Origin of the sequence: Vibrio sp. Sgm 5, assembly GCF_026241575.1 — a bacterium.
GTDB classification, from domain to species: Bacteria; Pseudomonadota; Gammaproteobacteria; order Enterobacterales; family Vibrionaceae; genus Vibrio; species Vibrio jasicida.
Genome location: NZ_JAPHPY010000005.1, coordinates 83,409 through 109,332, shown reverse-complemented (window position 1 = coordinate 109,332; position 25,924 = coordinate 83,409). Strand labels below are relative to the sequence as shown.

Sequence of the window (25,924 nt, the reverse complement as noted above, 5' to 3'; positions counted from 1 at the left end):
AATAGCGGGGCTTTTGAGTTTTCAGTTTCGAAGCATTTATTGTTCGCAGAAACGACCTTCTTTCGGTGATTGCGTAATCGCATATTCACCATCAAGATTGCGGTAAACAACCGCGTTCCAAACTGAACCGTCATTCAATTCAAACTCTATCGCGTAGTTCACACCACTCACAATTTGTGCATGAACGGACAAGATCTGTTTAAACGAAGAGAGAGTTTCCATTTTATTTAGGACAAAGGCCATTGCCTTTTGAGCGTCTGGGGTAGCATCAAATTTGTTCCACCCACCTGGCATATTTCCTTGTGTATTACATACATCTGCCGAGGTTGTTGGTTGTGCCGCTTCATCTTGAGTATTTTGCTGACATCCAGCAAGAAGAATCAAGATTGCGCAAGCTGACACGGTTTTTAATTTCATAAAATTAACCTCTGTTTGCAAGCACGCATTATAAAGCTCGGTGTTAAAGCACAATGTCTACGTTGTGCAAACTTTTGATATGCAGAGGGTTAAATCCTGATGAAATCGTTGCGAGCGAGCTCCAAAAAAAGAAGATTGGTTAAGTTTTTGTGGGATTTTGATAGAACGTCACGCTTAATTGCGAGCGCAGCTTTACGGTTCATTTCGCGTCGTGAATTAAGATCACAATTATAAAATAGACATTAAAAACATAACTTTGTAAGTGTATCTGTTTTCTTAGTTCAGCCATATAATCCAAACGAAATTCATTAAGTGCCAATACAAAGTACTGAATGATTGTTGTGATGAAACAAAATGGATGAGAGGTAACACGATGAAGCAAAAAGCGCTATATCTAGCAGTAGCAATGGGTTTGAGTGGTCTTGCGAACGTCGCATCCGCTAATGAGATGGTGAACCCAGATGGTGGTGTCGTAGTCGGTTATTGGCATAACTGGTGCGATGGGGCGGGCTACAAAGGCGGTAATGCACCGTGTGTGACACTGGATGAAGTTGACCCAATGTACAATGTGGTTAACGTCTCCTTTATGAAGGTGTTCAATACCAACGAAGGCCGTATTCCAACCTTCAAGCTCGATCCAAATATTGGTCTTTCAGAACAACAATTTATTGATCAAATTGGTGCACTAAATCAACAAGGACGCGCCGTTCTTATTGCGCTTGGTGGTGCAGATGCACACGTTGAGCTGAAAACTGGCGATGAGCAAGCATTCGCTCAAGAGATCATCCGTCTTACTGATAAGTTCGGCTTTGATGGTCTGGATATCGACTTAGAGCAATCCGCAGTAACCGCGTCAGACAACCAAACGGTAATCCCGGCTGCACTTCGCCTTGTAAAAGAACACTACCAACAGCAGGGGAAAAACTTCCTAATTACGATGGCGCCTGAGTTCCCATACTTAACAGAAGGTGGCAAATACGTTCCTTATATTACTGGATTAGAAGGGTACTACGATTGGATCAACCCTCAGTTTTACAACCAAGGTGGTGATGGTATTTGGGTTGAAGGTGTGGGTTGGATTGCACAAAACAATGATGCGCTAAAACAAGAATTCATTTACTACATTTCAGACTCTCTATCGAACGGTACACGTGGTTTCCACAAAATTCCGCATGACAAATTGGTGTTTGGTATTCCATCTAACATTGATGCAGCGGCAACGGGCTTTGTGCAAGACCCTCAAGATCTTTATGATGCGTTTGACCAACTTAAAGCGCAAGGGCAGGCACTTCGTGGCGTAATGACATGGTCGGTGAACTGGGATATGGGCACAGACAAGAATGGTCAGGCGTACGGTGAAAAGTTTGTGAAGGATTACGGTCCGTTTATCCATGGCCAGACTCCACCACCGCCGAGTGAAGGCGAACCGGTGTTCAGTGGCATCAGTGATGTTCGCGTGCATCACGGTAGTTCATTTGATCCGTATGCAGGTGTTACCGCGTCTGACAAAGAAGATGGAGACCTAACTAACAGCATTACTGTTGAAGGTTCAGTTGATGTGAACACCGTTGGCACATATGTTTTGGTTTACAGTGTAAAAGACAGCGACAACAATGAAACCAAGCAAAGCAGAACAGTTGTTGTTTACAGCCTAGTGCCTGAGTTTGAAGGTGTAACGGATACGACCATACAGCTTGGTGACGCATTTGACCCAATGGCAGGCGTAAAAGCGACGGATGCAGAAGACGGTGATTTGACTGATCAAGTTCGTGTTGAGGGCAGCGTAGATATTAACGTGCTAGGTGTCTACGACTTGGTTTACCGAGTAACGGATAGTGCAAATCAGACTACGACAGCTCAACGCTCTGTGATTGTTTCTGATGGCAGCAGTTACCCTCCGTATGAATCTGGAAAAACGTATGAGACAGGTGACATTGTCACAGGTTCAGATGGCAACTTGTATCAATGTAAACCGTGGCCATACACAGGGTGGTGTTCAAACCCTTCTTATGCGCCTGGTGAAACCGTTTATTGGTCAGACGCATGGGATAAGTTGTAATTAGCTCATGAATTTAGGTATACCCAAGTAACCTCGAGGTGCTAGGTTCAGCGAGAATGACTTGGTTTGTAGACGCGGCTGTGATTTAAAGGTCTAGTGGGTCTAAATCAAGAATCGACAACAAAGTATACAAGCCAAGTCAACTCGCCCTCAGGGAGTGTGTCATTGACCCGATTACTGCGTCAAACAACTTGGGAAGAGCTTGCTATTCCCAAGTTGTTTTCCTTGCTTACTTTCGGTAAACAGGGAATCAATGACAACGCTCTGAATCAGCACCTTGAAGTCACTTGGGTATAGGCCTGCTTCACTGGAGGCTTTTTTATGCGCGTGACTTCACATCTCATTGAATCAAAGCTAGAACTTTAAAGCGTAATCATTAGTATCCCGCCTCCGCATTTTCCAGACTTACCTATAGTTGGAATGCGTCGCTCTTTGTCAATTTGGTACGGTCACCTAGGAGGATTTAATGAAAAGGATCAATGTAGTAGGCAGCAGCGGAAGCGGTAAATCGACGTTTTCAAAGCAGCTCGCAATGAAATTAGGTGTCACGTACATAGAAATGGACAGGTTATTCTGGCTTCCCGATTGGAAAGAACTCGATGATGAGACGTTCTTCGATAAAGTCGTGGACGTAACTCAACAAGACGCTTGGGTACTCGACGGGAACTACAGCCGAACACAACCATACAAATGGCAAAGAGTCGATACCATCATCTGGCTCGATTATTCACGTTCTATCACCACTTATCGCTCCTTCACTCGTGCTATCAAAAGGGCATGGACTCAAGAAGAGTTCTGGGAAGGAACTGGAAATAGAGAAAGTTTTAGAAAAGCGTTTTTGAGCAAGAATTCGATTATTTGGTGGTCGGTTAAGAATTACCGAAAGAATCGGAAGCGTTATCTAAAACTGAAAGAGGACTTAAAAGGTTCGCCTATCGAGTTCATCCACATCACTTCGCCCAAAATGGCACAAGATTTTCTTGGTTCTCAAGATTTTATAAATAGATAAGTAACTTATTTAAGTGACTTTTTGGCAACGGCTCGCAGCTGTGTAAATCCTGACATTCCGCCTCCGTTAGATGATGAATACTAGGGTCTGTTGACCTTTCGCGGTTAAATTTTTGTTCGGATGGGGACGCCTAGTCAAAATCGTTTTAGGTGAGGCAAGGAGTGTGTCGCCTAGTCATTCTAAGCAAATACTCCTTAACAAAACATAAAACGATTTTAACCGAACCCTTTGGGCAGCGTTTGTTGGACATTTCTACTGCGTTATCGACTTCTCATGTAGGCTGGCTACACAGCAAAGTCTCTGCCTTGTATAAATGTCCAACAATTCGCTGCAAAAATCAGCTCGAAAGATTAACAGACCCTAATAACGTTCCTGTCGTATTCATTGTGGAGGTATTATGATCGGCTACGAAGAAATGGCGATATCAGGCTACCTAGGTTGGTTACTCGCTGTTTTGTTGGTTTACCCCTTTGCCTATGTTGGTATCCATATCGGTGTATTCGATATAAAAATCCGTACCAAAGTCAGTCGTTATTTCAATCGCTTTATATTAGCTTTAATTGCATTTTTACTGATTATGCATCTACAAACCGAAGTGGTTTACGGCAAGTACTTTCTTGGTCTTTGGGAAGCACAACAGTAACTCTGATCGCATTAATTCCCATCGCCTTGTGCTAAGTTGTCGAAATTGAACTAAAAATCGACAACTTAGCATGAAGCCATACGACCTATATTTTCTTCATACTTCACCCGTACACATTCCACCTTTCTCCGAACTGATGACAGAGCTCGCACCTGATTTAAAAGTCGCACACTTTGCCGATGCTGGCTTGTTAGAGCGTCTGGTTGCGGGAGAGGACGAATCTAAGGTGGAACAATCCGTACAAGGCAAAGTACGCGAGCTTTCTGAACAAGCAAACTTGGTGGTTTGTACCTGCTCCTCAATTGGTCGCTTTGCTGAATCACTTACGGAGCAGGGAACCAATGTTCAGCGTATCGACCGCGCGATGGGTGACCAAGCTGTCACTCATGAGCGAGTGTTGTTACTCGCGGCATTATCGACAACCATTGAACCTAGCTTGGCGTTACTTGAGACAAGTGAGGGCAATTGTATCCTTCAGTTAGATACGTTTGTGGTTGAAGGTGCTTGGGAACGCTTTCTCGACCAAGATAACCAAGTCTATTACGACAAGATTAAAGCGGTAATAGAACAAAAGGCTCGTGATTATGACGTAATTGTATTGGCACAAGCTTCGATGTCAGGTGCTGCATCATTAGTTGATGTTGACATTCCAGTATTAAGCAGCCCACGTTTAGGTGTAAAAAGGGCAATTGAAACCTTAAGGACATTCCATGCAAATAACTAGTTGGATTCAGCTATGCTTACGCGAGCTTGAAGGGGCGCCCATAAAAGAACATTCCGATATCGAAGCGTCGTTTGCGGAGTCGGAACGTTTCTCAAAATGGAAGGCAAGCAAAAGAGAAATACGCCTCGAAGAAGTCAGTGATCGTTGCTGGATCAAGAGCTGCACGGGTGGCTACATCACAGAGGTACATTTGCATGCAGATGGTTCACTTGATGAATACACCTTGTTTGGACGCCTTCATACCAAAGGACATTGGGAGCTAGAGGCTCGTGTACTTCATATCACGATCTACAAAGGTGAAAACACTTATGAACTTTCTGTTGTGGGAAACCGTGAACCTTCCATCCACTCGGCGATTGAAGACAAAAATGGAGAAGTACACTCCTATCTAAAACTGACTCCAATTTCTCAATAGCAATTTAACAAGGACGAGCACCACAATATGGACATTGTATTTGTAAGGCATGGCGTGCCGGATTTTACGTTAGCGGATGAGCGGCAGATGACCCAACTTGAGAAGGACTATGCGCCGCTTTGCCGAGAGCACTTGCCCGTGCTGCAAGAAAAACTCAATCATGCAGTCTTCAATGATGCTGAAATCATCATCAGCTCTCCTTATACAAGAGCCCTTCAAACTGCAGAAATCCTCAATCGTCATCGCGGTTTGCCTTTGTTTGTTGAGCATGACTTGAGAGAGTGGCGTGCTGACAAAGAAGGTGGCTACATTACATTGAATGAAAGAGACCGACGCTGGCACGAATACCGCGCGTTGTTAAAAGCGGGTATTCCAATGACTGATAGTCGCTATGAACATGTTGATGAGCTAAAAGCACGGGCTGAGTTGGTGCTGGAGCGTTACCGCCAATATCGAAAGGTTGTTATCGTGAGCCACTTTAATGTGTTTGAAGCACTACAAGGTTTCCAAGACGTAGGACTGTCCTGTGGAGAATTTCGATACATTAATTTCTGATCGAATTTTTATCTTCTATAGTAAAATCAGTCACTAATTTAACTTCAGGTTGCTGTATGAAATCTCTCAAAACACTTTTACTTTTGTCTCTTGCAACGTTGTTTGGCTGTACGTCTAAACCGGACGGCGTGGAGCCCGTCAACAACTTTGAACTTCAACCATATCTAGGTAAGTGGTATGAAATTGCGCGTCTTGATCACTCTTTTGAGCGTGGTTTATCGAATGTGACGGCTGAATACGAGTTACGTGAGGATGGTGGCGTAACGGTTATCAACCGAGGCTATTCAGAAGAAGATAAAGAATGGACGCAAGCTGATGGCAAAGCGTATTTCGTTGATGGTGAAAATACAGGGCATCTAAAAGTGTCTTTCTTCGGTCCGTTTTATTCGTCTTACATCGTATTTGAGCTAGGTGAGAACTACGACTACGCGTTTATCTCTGGTTTCAATCACGACTACCTATGGCTATTGTCACGCACACCAACTGTCGATAAAGCAACGGTCGAGCGTTTCAAACAAGTAGCAAAAGAGAAAGGCTTTGCGTCGGACGAATTAATTCTCGTAGAGCAAACAAAGTAATACTTACAGCGACAAATGAAACATGCCCCACAAAAAGTGGGGCATGTATTTAACTGAGTTCTGGATTACTTAATTAATCGAACAACTAATGAACCTGGTGCTCGGATCGATTCAATGTTGTGGCTCAGCACTGTACCTTCCGTCGGCGCTGTGTAACGCTGAATCTCATCACCAAAGCTGTCGTATTGAATTGCAACCAATTGACCTTGTTCTACCTTATCCATCATCTTCACTTGTGGTAGTACAAAACCACCCAATTCAGCGCGAATGCTGATGATGTCTTTGCCTTCTAAGCAAGGAGTGATTTCTGCAACTTCACTAGTTACTACGTCATGACGAGCAAGGATATTGAAGATGCCAGTCACGGTACGGTCAATCAGGTCCTGTTCTGTGTAACGACCCATACCCACTTCAATGGTGATGCTTGGAATGCCGCTGTTGTTCCAGACGGTTTCAAGTACTCCAGCGTCACCCGGATCGTTAAGAATCGCATCTGGGTTAATGAGGCGAGCCATTTCCAGAGATTGCTCAATACGGAAATCGGCAAACACGTACAGCGGGTAAGCAGCACCAGTGGTTTGAGTGTGCAAATCAATCGCCAGTTCTGCGTTTGGCTTTAGAAGGTTATTCCACAAAGCAAATAGGAAGCGGTTTGCTTCGTTGCCGTTTGCATCGCCAGGGAAGAAACGGTTTAAGTTTGCAGGAGATGCATCAGGATCCGCAGAGAAGAAGTCGCGGCTGTGGTTCAGCATACCCGTTAGGTTGATGGTCGGAACGACAGTTACAGTACCTGCGATGTCTTTACCAATCAGTTCACGAGCGGTCTTTTGCGCCGCTAAAACACCGTTGTATTCATCACCATGAACACCTGCTGTGATCATGATTTTCTTACCCGGTTTTTCGCCTTTGAAAACCAACACAGGCAAATGTTGCCATTGAGATAGGGCGTTGGTTGCGATACGGAACCAAAACTTGTGCTCGCCTGCAGGCAAGTCTTTTACGTCAAGAGATTGAATGACTTGATGACCTTGAATTACGTCATCCAGAAATTGTGTTGCCATTAAAGTTGTCACTCCAAAACATCTTACTTCGATGCTTGTTTGCCATACGGCTTGAATTAAAAAAGGCGAGAACTTGTCTCGCCTTATTCTTTATACCCAAACTCCGCTTTCGCGTTTAAGTTGCTTGGGGATATTGGTAATCAGTTTACGCAAAACCCATCACGTGAGCTGCGACGACGACAATGCTCGATAAGGTAAAGAGTAATAACATAAAGCGCCAGCAGAATTTCGCCCAGTCACCCCAGTCGATACGACATACCCCCAGTGTTGCCATTAGCGACGCTGAAGTAGGAACGATAACGTTAGTGAAACCGTCACCAAGTTGGAATGCTAGAACGGCTACCTGACGTGTAACGCCAGCGATGTCTGCAAGAGGAGACAATAGAGGCATTGTCAGCGCTGCTTGACCAGAACCTGAAGTCACGAAGAAGTTGAAAATAGATTGGAAAACATACATCAACCAAGCAGCGGCAACGTCAGGAAGACCGCTGATCACACCACCAGCGCTATTCAGGATCGAGTTCAGTACGCTCGCTTCGTCAGTAGTACCGCCACCTAGGATAAGCAATACACCTTTCGCACAACCAACCAATAGAGCAGGGGCAAGCATGATTGCTGCACCTTCTTTAAATGCGTCAGCCGCGCAGTTTAGCGTCATGCCGTTCAGACGGAAGATCGTACCGATGATCGCAACGACAAAGCCCATAGTGAAGAATTGAGACGCGATTTCTGGAATGTACCATGCGTTAGCCACTACGCCCCAAACAACCCATACTGTCGTTGCGATAACCGTAAGGATTACTAGGGTATCACCTAGGTTCCAACGAGAATCGTGGTCACCTAGCTCTTGCTGACGGAAGTATTTGTCAGTGCGACGGCTGTAAGAAAGCTCAGGGTTTGCTTTGATACGCGCTGCGTAAATCATAGTGAAAGCAATACCAATCGCGGTGAAAGCCGCCCAAAGACCCATACGTACAGTCATACCGGATAGAACAGGAATGCCGGCAATACCTTGTGCAATTGCTACCGAGAATGGGTTCATCCAAGACGTTGCAAAACCAATCTGAGTCGCAACGTAGGTCACCATTACTGTAGTAATACCATCGTAGCCAAGACGAACCATAAGCGGTGCGATAATAATCGCAAATGCAACGGCTTCTTCACCCATACCAAATACTGCGCCGCCCAAAGAGAACAGCAAGAACAGAACGGGAATGAATAGCGCTTCGTTGCCTTTGGTCTTATCGATAAGGCGAAGGATACCGTTGTCGATTGTGCCTGTGCGCATTACCACACCAAATGCACCACCGATAACCAGCATGAACATGATAACGCCAATCGCGCTGCCCCATTTAGAGCCTGAAACCAGACCTTCGAATGGGAAGTTCATCAGACCAATGCCACCGCCTGAAGCGAACAGTCCAACCTTGTTGTAAACCAATTCACCGTTTTCGTCGGTTGCATAAGAGAAAGAAGATGGATCGATAACTGTGCGAGTTTTTTCTGCACCGTCGACCATGTAGGTCACCTGTTGGCTATCGAAATGACCAGCAGGGATTAAGTAGGTAAGAATCGCAGCAAGAATACCAACAATGAAGATCAAAATGAGGGTATCAGGCATCTGCCATGATTTAGGGGTTGCCGCCGATTCCGATGGCTGAGCGTGTGTGTGAGACATAACCTATTTCACGTCGAATTATAGAAAGCATGAAATATCGATAAAATAGAATAAAAAGTCAATATTAACTGGGTTGATGAACTATAAATTCATCAATAATTTGATCTGAAGAGGGTTGAGTTGCTTATCAATGATTTAATGGTTAATTGTTTTGGTTAGATGTTGTGCGAATGAAAACGGAGTTAGGACTTGTGGTGATTCACAAGTCCCATAATTATTCACTTTTCTGCATGAGGTGTTTGTTCTGAATAAAACGCGGCAACATCGTGCAAATCTTCATCATTTAGCATGCGTAATTGGGCTGCCATCATCTCAGCCAAAGGACCTAAGCGAAGCCCATCTTGATAGGCTTTCATAGAATCATACAAGTACTGAGCATTCTGACCGGCTAGGTTAGGGTAAGCGTCGTTTGTCGTCATGCCGTTCGAACCATGACAGTAAACACAGCTTGGCGATTTGAGTTTGCCTTTATCAACGTCACCAAAAGGTTTCGCCACAACAGAGGAAGAGAGAAGAAGAGACGTTAGAAGCACGTATCTAAGCATGAAATGCACTCATTGTAGTTCTTGAAAGCGCATAGAATAAAGCTTCCCCTTAGGGGAAGCTCAATGATCAAAATCAAGTTAAAGCAGAGATTTAAGGCTTGCTAGGAAGGTATCGATGTCTTGTGCCGAAATATCTTTGTGCGTCACGAAGCGGATTGGGTTTCCTGGGGTAATCGTGATGCCTTGCTCCTTCATCTTTTCTGCGATACCAGCGATTTCCACTTGTGGATCAAGCTTGGCAAAGACGATGTTGGTTTGAACAAATTCTGGATTAACAGAGAAACCAGGCAATTCCGCTAAACCTTCCGCTAAGGTCTTTGCATTGATGTGGTCTTGTTTTAGCTGTTCCACTTGTTCGGTAAGAGCAAGTTTGCCTGCTGCTGCAAGGATACCTGCTTGGCGCATACCACCGCCGACCATTTTTCTTAGGCGACGAGCTTTTGCGATGTACTCTTTGCTACCAAGCAGCAGTGAACCAACAGGGGCAGCCAAACCTTTAGATAAACAGATAGTCATTGAATCAAAGTACTGACCAATCTCTTTCACTGGAACATCAAGCGCAACAGCTGCGTTAAATACGCGAGCGCCATCTAGGTGCATCTGCAAGTTATGTTTGTTCACGAACTCACGAGCCTCTGCAAGGTAAGAAAGAGGAATCACTTTACCGTTGATGGTGTTTTCTAGACTAAGTAGGCGAGTACGTGCAAAGTGCGCGTCATCTGGCTTGATAGCGGCTTCTAGTTTATCGAATGGCAAAGTACCGTCTGGGTTGTTTTCAATCGGTTGAGGTTGAATAGACCCCAGTACCGCCGCGCCGCCAGCTTCGTACTTGTAGTTATGCGCTTGCTGACCACATAGGTATTCGTCACCGCGCTCACAATGTGCCATTAAGCCAAGTAAGTTTGCTTGTGTACCAGAGGTCGTGAACATTGCCGCTTCAAAGCCCGCAAGCTCAGCAGCAAATTGCTCTAACTCGTTAACGGTTGGGTCATCACCGTACACATCATCACCTACCGGAGCGGTAAACATTGCTTCACGCATTGCTTGGGTAGGTTGCGTAACGGTATCTGATCGAAAGTCCATAATTCTCTCCTCGGTCGAAAAGACCTAAATATAACCGCAAAGACGAGCTTTGCTTAGGCAAGCGATAGTTTTGGCATCCGTAATAATGCCTTGAATAATTTGTTGTTCGAGTTCTTCTCGTGACAATGTCACCACTTCAATCACTTCATCGTCGTCACACTCGTATCGATTAGTCCTGTTCAGTTGCTCAGCAACAAACAAGTACTGGATTTCATCACAAAAACCAGCAAGAGGGGTAACTTGACCAAGCGATGTGAACTTTTCGGCGCTATATCCTGTTTCTTCTTCCAACTCTCTTTGAGCACAGTGCAACGGATCTTCATCGCCTTCACGTGTGCCAGCAGGCAATTCAAGCAGCCATTTGTTAAGAGAGGGACGGAATTGATTAACAAGAACGATGTTGCCATTTGAAGTAATAGGTAAGATAACGGCAGCACCGGGGTGTTGGATAGTGGTATGTGTGATCATCCGACCAGTTGGTAGTTTAACTTCCTCTTCGACCAGAGAAATCTGCTTCCATTTATGAATTGTATTGCTCATGCAGTTGTGGATCCTAGCGGTAACCGCGTGTTGACGTGTTTTGCACATTAACCACAAACCGCGTGAAACAAAAGTAGAAAATGGTTTCATACTCTTATGAAATCAGCACATTCAGTGAGTTATGTCTCATAAATGAAAACTATGGTTACCCGCGCACGCGCGCGAAGAGCATCTGGTATAACCGAGGTTCACTAAAAAATACACTTGTAACAAAGTGATAACAAATGTATAAAATTAAATATACAGCCTCAGTTCAACAGCCGGAGCTTTTATGATTCAACCATCTTTCGCATCAAATGCAGAAAAGGCGCTTCTTTCAGAGCGTATCAACAAGCTGGCTAAAGCACTGACCGACGGCGTTTACGAACGCGAACACACCATCAAACTTTGTCTTCTTGCCGCTCTAGCGGGTGAGAGCGTCTTCCTTCTTGGTCCTCCGGGTATTGCAAAAAGCTTAATCGCCAAACGTCTTATCCAAGCATTTGATAACAGTAGTTACTTTGAGTACTTAATGACTCGCTTCTCAACACCAGAGGAAGTGTTTGGTCCATTGAGCATTCAAGAGCTAAAAGACAACGGTCGTTATGTCCGTCTTACTCAAGGCTACTTACCAACGGCACAGGTGGTTTTCCTTGATGAGATTTGGAAAGCAGGTCCTGCGATTCTGAATACGCTTTTGACTGTTGTGAACGAAAAGACGTTCAAAAACGGCAGTGAAATTGAACGTGTACCGATGCGCCTTTTGGTTTCTGCATCAAACGAACTACCAGACGAAGATAGTGGTTTAGACGCACTTTACGACCGCATGTTGGTGCGCGTGTTTGTAAACCGCATTCAGGATAAGCAAAACTTCAAATCCATGCTGACAGTGGGTACGTCTCAAGAAGCGCAGGTTCCAGAGGGTTTGGCGATCACAGACGAAGAATACCACCGCTGGCAGCAACAGCTCGATAAGCTGACTCTCACCGACAATACATTCGAAAAGCTATACCAACTTAAGTCTATGTTGGAAACCAAAGTTGAATCTGAGTTTGGCGACGCATCATTAACAGACATGTACGTGTCTGACCGCCGTTGGAAAAAAGCGGTCAAATTGCTTAAAGCGAGCGCGTTTTTCAATGGTCGTGATGAAATCAACCCACTTGATCTTCTGCTACTGCAAGATTGTTTATGGAATAGCCCTGAGTCACGCGATGTCGTTCGCAGTGTGATTCAAGAGTTCGCACTAAAACATGCCTTTGATCAGCAAGAAGCAGAGCAAGAGATCGAATACTGTCGTGAATCTTTGGTTGATGTGCAGCATGAACTTGAAGACAAATATCGCATGACGCTAAACGCTGAAGTGGCAACGGGCCTGCTTCGCAAAGAAACCATGAGCTTCGATACATCCAAAGCGAAAACTTACAAAGTAGGCGCGGCGGTGAATCTGGTTAAGCTGGTTATTCTGCAAAGCAACATGTCGGTATCTGAATCAGAGAAGGGTGACAGCCGCTGGGTATACGTACCAAAAGACGAGCTTGACCGAGTGATCAAAGAAGGTCATGGCGATGTGTATGGCTACGTGAACCAAAACACCAATATGTGTCGTCTGCGGTTTGATGTCGATGCCGCCAATAACCTAGTGATCCGTGACATTGCAAACCGTGGTGTGTTGGTGAGCTTGGTCACCCAACAAGGTTTAGACGTTGAGCTTTACCAAAAATGGTTGGCAGAAAGCGAAAAAGCAGTCAGCCAATTGAGTGAAGCTGAACATCATATGCGTAAGGTTAAAGCCAACTTTCATGGCGCATTACCTCACAGTTTCGTGGATCCAGAGTTACCACGTCTAATGGAGTCGAGTCTGCAACAGGTGAGCCAGAGACTTGAGTCTATCCAAGGTGAAAGCGAGAAGATCATTCAGCGCTTTAAAAACTTACATCAGTTTTTCTCTTAAGGAGACGACATGTTAGGTGCAGACGGACTCAGCTTAGCACTTATGGTGGCAGATTCAGGCATCATTGATAGTGCGGTTAACGATTTAATGGCGCGCTCACAAGTCATGATGATGGCAGAAAATCGAGGTATGAAATCCTCGGTGAAAAACCATCTACTTAAATGGCGTGGCAACGTGAAAAAGCGCATGACGAAAGTCTGTGAGACAGAACGTTTTCAACAGGAACTCGCACTCTATCAAGAAGTGATTTATTGGGATGAAAACGAGTTTTTCGAACGAATTGATGACGTGATCAAAAACCTTGAATGGCACTCGGCGTTTTACATGCAAGCGCGTCGCATGATGGAGAAGAACAAGGGGGTGAACAACCCAATGTTCCCTCATTACTTCTGTGACCAGTGGTATCAAAGCCTTGCAGAAGCAATCAAACAAGCGCAAGTCTCTGAGCTTGAAGAGAACAAAGAAAAAGTCCTCAACGATCTTTATCAACGTATGGAAACTATGCGTAACATGGATAAAGTGACGGAGTCTGGTGACGAAGAAAGCGTTGGGCGTTTGTGGGATATGGCGTCCGCTAAGTTGAGTAAAACTGATTTAACCGTGATGAAGCGCCACGCAGAGTTCCTTAAAAAGCACAAAGGTTTGCAAGAGATCGCAGAGCAACTTGGTCGCATGGCGGGGCAAGTGAATGATCCTGACCTCAACCACGCACCAGCAGAAGAGCTGCAAATGGTTGAGGAAAAGAGTGACGAAGCGACAGACGATATCGTCGGTATTCATGAAAGTGACGACCTCAACAAACTGCTACCTAACGAAACCATGTTTTTAGCGTATCCAGAGCTAGAAGTCGTGTTCTACAAGCATTTGGTTGATAAACGCTTGATGAACTACCGCACGCAAGGTAAGTCTCGCACACTACGTAAAGTGAAAGCGCATAAACCCGATCATAAAGCGGTGGACGTTGAAAAAGGCCCATTTATCGTTTGTGTTGACGCGTCAGGTTCGATGAGTGGATTCCCGGAGCAATGTGCCAAAGCCATGGCTTACGCACTTATGCAAATCGCTCTGGCTGAACAACGAGATTGCTATGTGATCATCTTCTCCACTGAACACATTACTTACGAGCTAACGCGTCAGGATGGTTTACGTGAAGCCGCTGACTTTTTAACTTACAGCTTCCATGGTGGGACGGATTTGGAGCCAACGTTAATTAAATCTATTGATCTAATGAACAGCGACAAATACAAAAATGCCGACATGGTTGTTATCTCAGACTTCATTGCACCAAAACAGCAAGATGAGTTGCTTGCAAAAGTCGATGCGTTAAAAGCGAAAAAGAACCGCTTTCATGCCATTAGCTTATCGAAGTATGGCAACCCAGCGTTAATGTTGATGTTTGACCACACTTGGTCTTACCATCCAAACGTAGTGGGGCGCTTATTTAAACGCGTCGCAAACGGCTAACACCATCGAACAGTATAAAAGTGACAAGCAAAAGCGGCTTAAGCGGTCGCTTTTGTCGTTTTTTGTTCGGTGATATGCAATAAAGCCATTAGTAATAAGGCACCGATTAGATCGAATTATCGACTGTTTGGTTTAAAACAAAGCAAACGAAGCGGAAATAAAAGATTTTTGTTTGACTATATTTCCTGAATCCGTAAAGTAGCACCCAACGCAACGGGGCAGAGCCTTTAAGCGTAAACAATTTGGCGCCTTGGCAGAGTGGCTATGCAGCGGATTGCAAATCCGTGGACCTCGGTTCGACTCCGGGAGGCGCCTCCAAATTCATAAAAAGAGACGTCCTAGGGCGTCTTTTTTTGTATCTAAAATTCCTGTTCCATCAATTCCTTTTGCCGCCGTCAATCACTACTTTGTTTTTTCTTTACTGTTTCACATGTGTCGTGCTTTGCGACTTAGTAGAGCTTCACTTCTGAGTTCTCTCGGTTTCGTGGTAGCGCTATTACTTTGCTACTTCGTGAACTTAAGATGCGAGAAGAATTAATAACGCCACATAGTGTGAATATGCTTCAAACTTATGCAATTTGGCACTAATTTAAATTGTTGAATATGGAACATCTATCACTAATACGTTTTTTCAAGATTTGAAATCAAATCACATTTCTATGAATCTGCGAAATACCATGCATATCATACAAAAGTGCAACAAGCCTTACTCCTTCTCGTTTAACGAACAATCAAACTGTTAACGATATCTTTATTTGTTTCATGAACTAATGCGTGTATCCAATCAGCATATTTCTGTGACTAACACAGAATTATTTATCATTTATTTCAGTAGTCTAAATAAAACCCCTGTAGTGAAAAATTAGTGGTGACTAGCACGTCTCTGGCGTGTGGTCCCGTTGGATAACAAAATATTTCAGGAGCAATAACGTGCTACGAACAAAGAAAACAATCGTCAGTATTCTCGTTTCAATGGCGATGATCTCAGGCTGCAATGATTCAGACAGTGACACCATTTCAACCAGTCCTATTCCTTACTTTGCGGAATGGAAGGATGTCGACAGTGCTATTAAAAAAGATGATGCGATGGAAGCAGAAATCCAACGTATCCTTGCATTAATGACGTTAGAAGAAAAAGTCGGTCAGATGGTACAACCGGACCTTCGTGAGGTCACTCCACAAGAGGCGGAAACCTATAAGCTTGGCTCAATCCTAAATGGTGGTGGCGGTTTTCCAAACAATGATAAATACGCGACCGCACAAGATTGGGCGGACGAAGCGGATAAATACTGGTTAGCATTGGAAGACGCTTATGCTGACCGAGGATTCCGAATTCCCTTTATGTGGGCGACAGATGCAGTACATGGCCACAACAACGTTTTCATGGCGACGGTATTTCCTCATAACATTGGCTTAGGTGCAGCTCGCAACCCTGATCTGATTGAAGAAATAGGAAAAGCGACCGCAAGAGAGGTTGTTGCGACAGGTCTTGATTGGACATTCGCACCGACCGTTGCGACACCACGCGATTATCGTTGGGGACGTGTATATGAAGGCTACTCGGAAGATCCAGAAATCGTGTATGAATACGCGAAGCGCATGGTGGAAGGCATTCAAGGTGGTGAAGAAGGCTTAAAAGGGGACACTAACGTAATCTCTAACGTGAAGCACTGGGTCGGTGACGGTGGTACGTTGGGTGGTGTTGACCATGGTGAAAACCGTTACACAGAAGAGTACCTACGCAATATTCATGCAATGGGCTACATCGGTGGCTTGAATGCAGGCGCACAAGTGGTGATGTCGTCGTTTAACTCATGGTGGAACGATGCGAACTACGATCCTATGGTCGGTATCGACGGTGCTGAGGATGGTGGCGATTACATGCAAAACCAGAAAATCCACGGCTCACAATACCTGATTACTGATGTCTTGAAGGGCAAATTAGGCTTTGACGGCTGGACAAGGCGAGATCAACGGCTGTAGCGCAGCTGATTGTCCTCAAGCTGTAATCGCTGGTAATGATGTCTTTATGGTGACTTCACGCAACGATTGGCAAGCGTTCTATCAGAATGTGATTGACCAAGTAAACGAAGGCATTATTCCAATGTCGCGTATCGATGACGCCGTGACGCGTATTTTGCGTGTGAAAATGCGTGCAAACCTTTGGGAAAAACCACAGCCTTCAGAACGTTCATTGGCAGGCGAACAATCCGTATTGAGCGCGCCAGAACACGTTGCTATTGCACGCCAAGCGGTATCTGAATCCTTAGTATTGCTTAAAAACCAAGACCAAATCCTACCTTTGAAATCCGATTCGAAATTCTTGGTAACAGGTTCGGCTGCCAACGACATCACCAAACAAACAGGTGGTTGGTCGCTTACTTGGCAGGGTGATGGCAATACCATTGAGAAAGACTTCCCGAATGCACAAACGGTGCTTATGGCAATGCAGAAAGAAGTTGGTGAAGAAAACGTTTTTACCGATGCTTCAGCAACAACACCAGAAGAAGCTACTGCGCTTGTGGTTATCGGTGAAGATCCTTATGCAGAAATGTTCGGTGACATCAGCAAAGCACAAACGCTTGAATTTTCGAAGCTAAAAGCCTCTTATCAAGCGGATCTTGATACGATCAAAGCGCTAAAAGAGCAGGGATACAAAGTGGTCACGGTATTCTTCTCTGGTCGTCCACTTTACGTCAATGAAGAGCTCAACAACTCAGATGCGTTCGTTGCAGCTTGGTTGCCGGGTACGGAAGGTCTAGGTATTACTGATGTGTTGTTCGCAAAAGATGGTGCGGATTTCAAAGGTAAGCTCTCTTATTCGTGGGGCGCTAAGAAGTGTTCGACCACAATCAACCGCAAGGCACTCAATATCCCTAACTACACGACACCAATTGATGGCATAAATGGTGAGTTGATTGAGCAAGATATCGAAGGCGAACACAAGCCGTTGTTCCCATATGGATATGGTTTGAACTATGCAAATCAGACCGAAGTTCCTGCTCTATATGAAGACTTGAACGATATCCCGCTTGATCCTCGTGATTATGGCTGTGGAATGGACGAGCCAGATAACGGCATCGCTGAGTTCCCATTAGAGATCTTCGGTAAAGATGCAAAAGGAGAGTTTGTTGCACGTATGTCAGGCAGTGCGAATGGTTGGTCTGGACTGGAAATCAGCAAAGACACCACCACAATCGGCTCAGTAACAACGAAAGGCATCAACTACGATGGCATGCAGCAGTCAGCAATCAATGTGAAGTTCTCGGGAGAGACTGGTGATTTTGTTGGCAATTCAGCCGCTCAAATTTACATGCAAACGCCAGATGAAAAGGGTGTTGATTACAACAGCTACATGAATGCGGATTCGACTTTGGAGTTTGATATTCGCATGGTAACTGCAGCGCCAGAGAGCTTAGTGCTATCGACTCACTGTGAGTATCCTTGTCGCGGTGAGGTTAACATTAACAAAGTCTTACCAGAACCGTCAGAAAGCACTTGGACGACGATCAAAGTGCCGCTTCAATGCTTGAAAGATACTGGCATGAGTTTCCAAATGTTGAACACGTCTTTCTTGATGTACGCAACGGAGGCGGTGGAGTTTGATTTGGGTAAGATCCGTTACGTTCCAAACCCTGAAGGATTACCTTCTGATGCGGTAAGTTGTGAAGACATGCTAGAAGATGCGTTGCCACCACTAACGGGTGACAATTATAACCTATTCGCTGACTTCAATGCGCAGATAAATGCTTCAGACCAATATACCACTGAAGGTTGGGGGCCAATTCCTGATGGGGAAACACACATGACAGTAACCCCGGTAACAGATGGGGCAACAGTCACGTATAACAGTGCTAGTCCAGAGGCTTACAAAGGATTATTGCACTTCAACTTTGATGCACAAAACTTGGAAAACTTTGCGGAAGCGGGTTCACTAGTCTTCACAGTGAATGTCACTACCTTTGGCTCACAAAAGCCTGATAATGATCAAACAGGCTTAGTGCTGAAACTTGCTAATGCGGATGGCGATACGGGAGATGTTTTTGTACCGGAACTTTCCGCTGCGAATCTTGCACTAAACTCTGATGTTACCGTTACGGTTCCAATGTCCACATTTGGAGATAAGTTCGATAACAAGTATTGGGCGCAAACTGTTAAGACGTTCACTATCTTCCCCGCATGGGCAAATACCCAAGCTGGCGTAGAGTTTGAAATCAGTGATATTCACTTCACGAAGTAAACAGACCATCTAGGAAAGTTACTCAATTGAGTAGAAACAAGGCGAGCCTCAATAGCTCGCCTTTCTCGTTGAGGAAGCCTTTAAAAGCCAAGTGTGAACTTTCTTGCGGCAATCTATGTGAAATCTCTTTAGAATGTCTACCTCGACAAGGAAGCAGTGAAGACACATGAGAAATACAGACGACTACATTATTTTCTATCATTTGGTTGAACAGGGTTCATTCAGCGCCGCAGCAAGACAAATGGAACTCACTAAGTCGGTCGTCAGTAAGCGCATTGCCAAATTAGAGCAGGAGATAGGTGTTCAACTGCTTTATCGAACCACACGCACGCTTAAACTGACAGAAGCAGGGCAGTCCTTCTTCGAACATGCTCGCAGCGTTTACCAAGCCGTCGCAACCGCAGAAGAATCCATTGTTGGTTTAGGTAAGAGCCTATCCGGTAATATCAAGATTACCGTTCCGACCATCTCTGGTGAACTTATCCTTCCTACCGTTATTTCTGAATTCAACCAAGCTTACCCAGATATCAACATTGATATGGAACTGGACAATCGATTCGCCGACATCGTCAACGAAGGTTTTGACCTTGCCATTCGTACTGGGGTTTTACCAGACTCAAGCCTAATCGCACGTAAGCTTGTTGATGCAAACTGGATTGTGTGTGCATCGCCTAAGTACGTCGCCAAACATGGCAAACCAAAAACGCCGGACGATCTCACTAAGCACAACTGTTTGGTTTATGCCTATCAAGAGACAGGTGCACGTGAGTGGGCTTTCAAGCGTCATGATGAAGTGTATCAGGTTAAGGTGGATGGGAATCTATGTACCAATAACTCATCTGCGCTACGTAACGTCGCTTTGCTAGGGCAAGGTATCATTTATGTGCCTCGGGTACTGGTTTATGAAGACTTGCAGCAAGGTAAGCTGATTCAGTTGTTTAAAGACGAAACCGCTAAGTGCTTGGGCATTTATGCCGTGTACCCATACACACGTCAGCAACCAGAAAAGATTAAGATCTTTATTGAGCATCTGTATCAGTGTTTTCAACGTCGTAGCCATCAATTCTAGTGGTTCAACTTTTCTCAAAGGAGTGATTCTCCTTTGTTCGAAGGGATTCGCTCTAAATTTAAAACTCCACAATCTATCTATTTTCTTTGTCGATCGACAATGTCACAGTGATATAACGCTGCGATAACGTCATGGTGTTCACATGTTGTGGTTTTGTTTTGACTCAATATTCTGTCAAGGTTAGGTATATAAAGCCTTGTGATTCTTTTGACTTTGCTTTTCTTGGATGTTGTGCACATTTGTTAACAATACACTTTGCTATTGTTTCTTTTTGGAAACGATAAGTTTCTTTGTTGATTTTACAGTTCTTCGAAATTTAAGTGATTGAATCTATGGGTAATTAAAGTAGTTAATTTTGTCTGGGCGTCGTTATCGGACTTTGGTGGCATGGACGTTCAGATTCGGACTACTTATATTGGCTGAGCATAATAACTAGAGATACGGATATGAAACAGAAGCAGCTCATCGACGCGTTTGTCACCATTGTCGGGGAAGAAAATGTCCTTACCGATCAAATCAAAACCAAGTATTACCGCAGCGGTTTTCGCTCAGGAAGCGGCACGGCGTTGGCGGTGGTTTTTCCTAAGACTCTGTTAGAACAATGGAAGGTCATCCAACAATGTGTGGACAATAATTGCATCATCATCATGCAAGCAGCCAAGACGGGTCTGACCGAAGGCTCTGCGCCAAGTGGTAGTGATTACGACCGCGATGTGGTGGTGATCAATATTACCAAGATGAAGCAAATCTATCTGTTAGACGGCGGTAAGCAAGCGGTTTGCCTTCCGGGGGCAAGTTTACATTCACTAGAAAAAGAGTTGCGAGCAGTTAATCGCGCGCCGCATTCGGTGATTGGTTCTTCTTCTCTGGGCGCAACCGTTGTGGGCGGTATTGCAAACAACTCTGGTGGCGCTTTGGTTAAACGTGGTCCTGCTTATACAGAGCTTGCCATATTCGCTCAGGTCGACAAGGACGGTAAGCTCAATCTTGTAAACCACCTTGGTATTGAAGGATTAGGCTCGACGCCTGAAGAGATCTTACAGAATATCCAGGATGGTAACTTCGACCCAGATAAAGTGATTCATGATGAACGCATGGCGTCGGACAAAGAATACGACGAACGTGTTCGTGATGTGACTTCTGATATCCCATCGCGCTTTAATGCGGATGAGCGTCGTCTGTACGAGGCGAGTGGTTGTGCGGGTAAGCTTGGCGTGTTCGCTGTTCGAGTCGATAGCTATCCAATCCCTGAAAAAGAGCAGGTGTTCTATCTAGGTACTAACGATCCAGATAAATTGACCAAGCTGAGAAAAGACTTCCTTACTCAATTCGAAAACTTACCAGAAATGGGTGAGTACCTTCACCGTGACATCTTCAATATGGCAGAGAAGTACGGTAAAGACGTTTTCCTTTCTATCGATTTATTAGGCACAGACAATCTGCCTAAGATGTTCTCGCTTAAAGCTAAGGTTGAAAACTTCTTAGAGCGTGTTCCGTTGGTAAGCAAATATCTGCCAGATACTATTCTCTACTATGCGAGCAAGTTATTCCCGCAGCATCTTCCTAAGCGCATGTTGGAATACCGTGATAAGTACGAGCACCATCTTGTACTTAAAATGAGTGACGGCGGCATTGCCGAAGCGCAGAAATACCTAAAAGAGGTGTGGGCGGCTGAGCACGATAGTGACTTCTTCGAATGTACACCAGAAGAGGGCAAGAAAGCGTATCTACACCGTTTTGCAGCAGCAGGTGCAGCAATTCGTTACGAAACCATTCATCGCAAGGAAGTGGAAGACATTGTGGCTCTTGATATTGCGTTACGACGTAACGATGAGGAGTGGTTAGAAACATTACCCGAGGAAGTAACTAAGAACCTCGTTAAGTCCCTCTATTACGGCCACTTTATGTGTTATGTGTTCCACCAAGACTATGTCTTCAAAAAGGGCACCGACACCAAGTTAATGAAGACGCTAATGTTGGAGCACCTCAACAGTCGCGGTGCAAAATACCCAGCGGAACACAACGTAGGGCATCTGTACGAAGCGGAAAACTCGCTGCAAAAGTTCTACCATCAACTTGATCCAACCAATACCTTTAATCCAGGCATAGGTAAAATGGATCGCTACAAGCGCAACTGTAACTGCTGTGCGTAAGCAATAAACCGATATGATGTGGAGAGTCGCTTAATACAGCGGCTCTTTTTTTATCAAGAAATAGTGGAATAAGCCGTTTGAGTTTTAATCGAATTGCTCAACTCCCATACGTTCAGTCGTGTTTTTAACCATCTGAATCAAAAAGAATAAATTTATTGTTGACCTGAAATCTTAATCCGTTAAAGTACGCCTCGTTCTCACGGCGAAGGTCGTTAGAACAGATGGTGTTACCATCGCATTAATTGCGTTGCCCTGGTGGTGGAATTGGTAGACACAAGGGATTTAAAATCCCTCGACGTTCGCGTTGTGCCGGTTCAAGTCCGGCCCGGGGCACCATCCAAAAATTGAGTGGGTGAATTTAATATCCCGCCGTCGAGTTGACCGGCCGAGTGTCGGACCATCAATTCCGGCTCGGGACTCCTTCTCAAATTATGCGACACTAGCTCAGTTGGTAGAGCGCAACCTTGCCAAGGTTGAGGTCACGAGTTCGAACCTCGTGTGTCGCTCCAGTTGAGGCGCCTTGGCAGAGTGGCTATGCAGCGGATTGCAAATCCGTGGACCTCGGTTCGATTCCGGGAGGCGCCTCCATTCTTTTCGAAAGCTCGTCATTATGACGGGCTTTCTTCGTTTTAGCGCAATGAAATCGACGCGCTTTACTTCCTCTTTCTGCTGTTTACTTATTATCTCCTCCCTGATTATTTGATCGGCATTCAATAATTGCACTCAATTAGTTATTGATTTTATAAATGTTACACATCTCAATAATTGTAGAGGGTGATTGGTGATAATTTCTCCACGATTGTAGTCCGAACTTTTTGTTGTACAACAGACGGTTAGTTGGATTTCTTCTACCTGTCTTGCGGCTCTCTAAGTTCGGGCTTCGTCCTAAAACGTGAGAGAAAAATAATGAAAATATTCAACCTTAAACCCACACTTTTACCTTTAACTTTGCTGCTCAGTTCGCCGGTAATGGCGGCTCAAAATGGAACCATGATGCAGTATTTCCATTGGTATGTGCCAAATGACGGTGCACTCTGGACACAAGTTGAAAACAACACGCCAGCACTATCTGACAACGGCTTTACCGCGTTATGGCTACCGCCTGCCTATAAAGGTGCTGGTGGCAGCAACGACGTCGGTTATGGCGTTTACGATATGTATGACTTGGGGGAGTTTGATCAAAAAGGATCGGTGCGAACCAAATACGGTACTAAAGACCAATACCTCGATGCCATCAAAGCGGCACACGCAAATAACATTCAAATTTATGGTGATGTAGTGTTTAACCACCGTGGTGGTGCGGATGGTAAATCGTGGGTCGACACCAAGCGAGTCGATTGGAACAACCGAAATATTGAGCTCGGCGACAAATGGATTGAAGCATGGGTCGAATTTAGCTTCCCGGGGCGTAACGACAAATACTCAGATTTCCATTGGACGTGGTATCACTTTGATGGGGTCGACTGGGACGACGCAGGTAAAGAAAAAGCGATCTTCAAATTCAAAGGTGACGGTAAAGCATGGGATTGGGAAGTCAGTTCTGAAAAAGGCAACTACGATTACCTCATGTACGCAGATTTAGACATGGACCACCCAGAAGTGAAGGAAGAGCTGAAAGACTGGGGCGAGTGGTACTTAAACATGACGGGTGTGGATGGCTTCCGAATGGATGCAGTGAAACACATCAAATACCAGTACCTACAAGAGTGGATCGATTACTTGCGTTGGAAGACAGGCAAAGAGCTGTTTACTGTGGGTGAGTATTGGAACTACGACGTGAACAATCTGCACAACTTTATCACTAAGACTTCTGGCAGCATGTCATTGTTTGATGCACCGCTACACATGAACTTCTATAACGCTTCACGCTCGGGTGGTAACTTCGATATGCGCCGTATCATGGATGGCACCTTGATGAAGGACAACCCAGTGAAAGCGGTAACATTGGTCGAGAACCATGATACGCAACCACTGCAAGCGCTGGAGTCTCCGGTTGATTGGTGGTTCAAGCCTCTTGCGTACGCGTTCATTTTGCTTCGTGAAGAAGGTTATCCGTCAGTGTTCTACGCGGATTACTACGGCGCACAATACAGCGATAAAGGACACGACATCAATATGGTGAAAGTGCCGTACATTGAGCAGTTGGTGAAAGCCCGTAAAGATTATGCTTATGGCAAGCAGCACTCTTACCTTGATCATTGGGATGTGATTGGTTGGACACGAGAAGGGGATGCGGAACACCCGAACTCAATGGCGGTTATCATGAGCGATGGCCCTGGCGGAACAAAATGGATGTACACAGGTTCGCCGAGTACGCGTTACGTCGATAAGTTAGGTATTCGCACCGAAGAAGTCTGGACTGACGCTAACGGTTGGGCAGAGTTCCCAGTGAACGGCGGTTCAGTTTCTGTTTGGGTCGGCGTTAAATAATCAGGCTCGCAGAATTGCAGGTGTGACCAATTTCGAAAATAGTGCGCATTTAATCAATGTCTTGTTTGATATTCATGAAACATATGCGTAACTTTATACCTGAGCATTATCAGTAGGCAGATTAAGGAAAGGAATCTATGGCTGACGTTTTGATTGTTGCGATTGTATTCGGTGCAATATTTGGTGGTGGTATCGTTAAGCTGATTCTCAATCATCGAAAAGAAGTGAGAGCGCTCGAAATTTCTGAGCGTAAGCAGATGAATAAAGAAGAGCGAGATGGTCTTAATAAACAAATAGAAGATCTAAAACAGCGCGTCGAGGTATTAGAGCGTATCGTTACTGACAACAAATACCAACTTGATAAAGAAATTGCGTCTTTGTAATTCTGAACCAAGAAGAAAGAGCCAGTTTAATACTGGCTCTTTTTGTTTCTGTTCCTTTTCCCAGATTGCGCGAAGCGATGGATTACCGCTCGTCAAAGAAGTCTTTGTTTCGTATGTACTTACTCATCAAGTGATAAGAAAAAGGGCGGATCAACCAACTCACCAAAGAACGTCCAAGCCGCATCAACGTTGGTGTGTTCTCGTAAATCCTACCGTTATAAAGCCAAAGCATTTTACCTACATGCCAGTAGAGAAAAGGCACCGGAGGCATAAAGGTAACAATGTCGATGTCGCAACAGATTCGATAGGTTTTATGCCCTAACTTGTATCGCTTTTTGAATGTCCAATCACCAATTGCTGGCTGACCAAACGTTACTACTCGCTTGATGCTTTTGGGGTACTTACGTTCGATATAGTCGGCAAACACGCTGCCAATTGCGCCGCCCGACGAATGCCCAGTAATGGTGATGCGCTTGCCTTGTAGAATCAGCGGTACGACGGTGGCTTCTAGTCGCTCAATCACGCTCAAACCAAGACGATCTTCATTTCGTGAAGGTTGGCTTTCTTGAAACAACAAATGATAGAAACCTGCATGGATGCGATAGTTAAGCCCAAGGCGCTTGCAGCTACGAGTCCACATGGCAAAGTTCAAAAGCCAATCGCTAATGCTGTGCGACCCCTTAATGACAACAACGACTTCGGTGCGCTTTTTACTCCACAGGACACGAATCATGGTTTTGCCAAACTCGTTTTTAATGATCCGCTGTCCATTAGGGTCAAACCCATAGCGGGTCTGTTTAAAGACTCTGGGGTAGGCAAGGTTGCAGAGTACGGCGTAGCGTTCGTATTGGTATCGTTTTAGAGGCTTCACGTTGTTGTTCTTTGTCTTAGTTAATTTCAAACTCTAGACGTCAAGTATGAAAAGAACATGAACCTGTATGGAAA

At 44.8% G+C, this 25,924-nt stretch carries 21 protein-coding genes, 4 tRNA genes and 1 pseudogene; 19 read left to right on the top strand and 7 right to left on the bottom strand.

Translation table 11 applies throughout. The annotated features are described in order from the left end of the window. Nucleotides 1–36: 36 nt before the first annotated feature. On the bottom strand, nt 37–417 hold the full coding sequence (locus tag OQJ86_RS04560; protein WP_265986745.1) for a cystatin domain-containing protein: 381 nt from the start codon (nt 415–417) through the stop codon (nt 37–39). A gap of 373 nt (nt 418–790) precedes the next feature. Here OQJ86_RS04560 and OQJ86_RS04555 point away from each other — a divergent pair, with 373 nt between their 5' ends. The 8 genes from OQJ86_RS04555 (at nt 791) to OQJ86_RS04520 (ending at nt 6,400) form a co-directional block, all read left to right on the top strand. Beyond that, a complete protein-coding gene (locus OQJ86_RS04555) occupies nt 791–2,476 on the top strand; it encodes an immunoglobulin-like domain-containing protein (RefSeq protein WP_265986743.1) in 1,686 nt (561 codons plus the stop codon). Between the two features lie 165 nt (nt 2,477–2,641). Beyond that, entirely contained in the window at nt 2,642–2,773 is a 132-nt protein-coding gene (locus tag OQJ86_RS04550; protein WP_265986741.1) for a hypothetical protein, read from the top strand. A 169-nt stretch (nt 2,774–2,942) separates the two neighbouring features. Continuing rightward, complete coding sequence (locus OQJ86_RS04545) at nt 2,943–3,485, top strand: (d)CMP kinase (protein ID WP_265986739.1); 543 nt, start codon at nt 2,943–2,945, stop codon at nt 3,483–3,485. 397 nt (nt 3,486–3,882) lie between these two features. Then, on the top strand, nt 3,883–4,128 hold the full coding sequence (locus OQJ86_RS04540) for a hypothetical protein (protein WP_005446994.1): 246 nt from the start codon (nt 3,883–3,885) through the stop codon (nt 4,126–4,128). A 70-nt stretch (nt 4,129–4,198) separates the two neighbouring features. Next, nucleotides 4,199–4,852 (top strand): amino-acid racemase, encoded by a 654-nt coding sequence (locus OQJ86_RS04535; protein WP_265986738.1) that lies wholly within the window; start codon nt 4,199–4,201, stop codon nt 4,850–4,852. Then, entirely contained in the window at nt 4,839–5,267 is a 429-nt protein-coding gene (locus OQJ86_RS04530; RefSeq protein ID WP_265986737.1) for a hypothetical protein, read from the top strand. Before OQJ86_RS04535 ends, OQJ86_RS04530 begins: the two co-directional genes overlap by 14 nt. Before the next feature lie 27 nt (nt 5,268–5,294). After that, nucleotides 5,295–5,822, top strand: coding sequence for a histidine phosphatase family protein (locus OQJ86_RS04525; RefSeq protein ID WP_042601521.1), 528 nt, complete (start codon nt 5,295–5,297; stop codon nt 5,820–5,822). A gap of 56 nt (nt 5,823–5,878) precedes the next feature. After that, entirely contained in the window at nt 5,879–6,400 is a 522-nt protein-coding gene (locus tag OQJ86_RS04520; RefSeq protein ID WP_042601520.1) for a lipocalin family protein, read from the top strand. A 65-nt stretch (nt 6,401–6,465) separates the two neighbouring features. Here OQJ86_RS04520 and OQJ86_RS04515 read toward each other — a convergent pair whose 3' ends face one another. The 5 genes from OQJ86_RS04515 to OQJ86_RS04495 form a co-directional block, all read right to left on the bottom strand. Beyond that, complete coding sequence (locus OQJ86_RS04515) at nt 6,466–7,461, bottom strand: succinylglutamate desuccinylase/aspartoacylase family protein (RefSeq protein ID WP_265986736.1); 996 nt, start codon at nt 7,459–7,461, stop codon at nt 6,466–6,468. Nucleotides 7,462–7,606: 145 nt separating this feature from the next. After that, a complete protein-coding gene (gene yfcC, locus OQJ86_RS04510) occupies nt 7,607–9,139 on the bottom strand; it encodes a putative basic amino acid antiporter YfcC (protein WP_005426784.1) in 1,533 nt (510 codons plus the stop codon). A 218-nt stretch (nt 9,140–9,357) separates the two neighbouring features. Next, nucleotides 9,358–9,684, bottom strand: a complete 327-nt coding sequence (locus tag OQJ86_RS04505) for a c-type cytochrome (RefSeq protein WP_265986733.1) — start codon at nt 9,682–9,684, stop codon at nt 9,358–9,360. A 78-nt stretch (nt 9,685–9,762) separates the two neighbouring features. Then, nucleotides 9,763–10,767: a low-specificity L-threonine aldolase gene (gene ltaE / locus OQJ86_RS04500; protein WP_265986732.1), complete on the bottom strand. Its 1,005-nt coding sequence runs from the start codon at nt 10,765–10,767 to the stop codon at nt 9,763–9,765. A 24-nt stretch (nt 10,768–10,791) separates the two neighbouring features. Continuing rightward, the gene (locus OQJ86_RS04495; RefSeq protein WP_265986731.1) at nt 10,792–11,307 is read right to left on the bottom strand and encodes an NUDIX hydrolase; all 516 of its coding nucleotides are present in this window, start codon (nt 11,305–11,307) and stop codon (nt 10,792–10,794) included. A gap of 271 nt (nt 11,308–11,578) precedes the next feature. On the opposite strand from OQJ86_RS04495, the gene OQJ86_RS04490 reads away from it, so the two are divergent. From OQJ86_RS04490 to OQJ86_RS04440, 11 genes and pseudogenes are all read left to right on the top strand, one after another. After that, on the top strand, nt 11,579–13,240 hold the full coding sequence (locus OQJ86_RS04490) for an ATPase RavA domain-containing protein (protein WP_045419713.1): 1,662 nt from the start codon (nt 11,579–11,581) through the stop codon (nt 13,238–13,240). A gap of 9 nt (nt 13,241–13,249) precedes the next feature. Then, on the top strand, nt 13,250–14,704 hold the full coding sequence (gene viaA / locus OQJ86_RS04485; protein ID WP_265986730.1) for an ATPase RavA stimulator ViaA: 1,455 nt from the start codon (nt 13,250–13,252) through the stop codon (nt 14,702–14,704). A 244-nt stretch (nt 14,705–14,948) separates the two neighbouring features. After that, nucleotides 14,949–15,022 (top strand) — tRNA-Cys (locus tag OQJ86_RS04480). 654 nt (nt 15,023–15,676) lie between these two features. Next, nucleotides 15,677–18,944: pseudogene (locus tag OQJ86_RS04475) on the top strand (glycoside hydrolase family 3 N-terminal domain-containing protein). 166 nt (nt 18,945–19,110) lie between these two features. Beyond that, nucleotides 19,111–20,013, top strand: a complete 903-nt coding sequence (locus tag OQJ86_RS04470; RefSeq protein WP_042606065.1) for a LysR family transcriptional regulator — start codon at nt 19,111–19,113, stop codon at nt 20,011–20,013. 446 nt (nt 20,014–20,459) lie between these two features. After that, nucleotides 20,460–22,166, top strand: a complete 1,707-nt coding sequence (gene dld, locus OQJ86_RS04465) for a D-lactate dehydrogenase (protein WP_265986725.1) — start codon at nt 20,460–20,462, stop codon at nt 22,164–22,166. 249 nt (nt 22,167–22,415) lie between these two features. Next, nucleotides 22,416–22,502: transfer RNA gene (locus tag OQJ86_RS04460), tRNA-Leu, on the top strand. 97 nt (nt 22,503–22,599) lie between these two features. Further along, nucleotides 22,600–22,675: transfer RNA gene (locus tag OQJ86_RS04455), tRNA-Gly, on the top strand. Between the two features lie 5 nt (nt 22,676–22,680). After that, a tRNA-Cys gene (locus tag OQJ86_RS04450) sits at nt 22,681–22,754 on the top strand. A 318-nt stretch (nt 22,755–23,072) separates the two neighbouring features. Then, entirely contained in the window at nt 23,073–24,596 is a 1,524-nt protein-coding gene (gene amyS / locus OQJ86_RS04445) for an alpha-amylase (protein ID WP_265986723.1), read from the top strand. Nucleotides 24,597–24,733: 137 nt separating this feature from the next. Then, the gene (locus OQJ86_RS04440; RefSeq protein WP_005440998.1) at nt 24,734–24,979 is read left to right on the top strand and encodes a hypothetical protein; all 246 of its coding nucleotides are present in this window, start codon (nt 24,734–24,736) and stop codon (nt 24,977–24,979) included. A gap of 82 nt (nt 24,980–25,061) precedes the next feature. On the opposite strand, the gene OQJ86_RS04435 is transcribed toward OQJ86_RS04440, so the two are convergent. Continuing rightward, nucleotides 25,062–25,850 (bottom strand): lipase family protein, encoded by a 789-nt coding sequence (locus OQJ86_RS04435; protein ID WP_005440995.1) that lies wholly within the window; start codon nt 25,848–25,850, stop codon nt 25,062–25,064. Nucleotides 25,851–25,924: the final 74 nt, after the last annotated feature.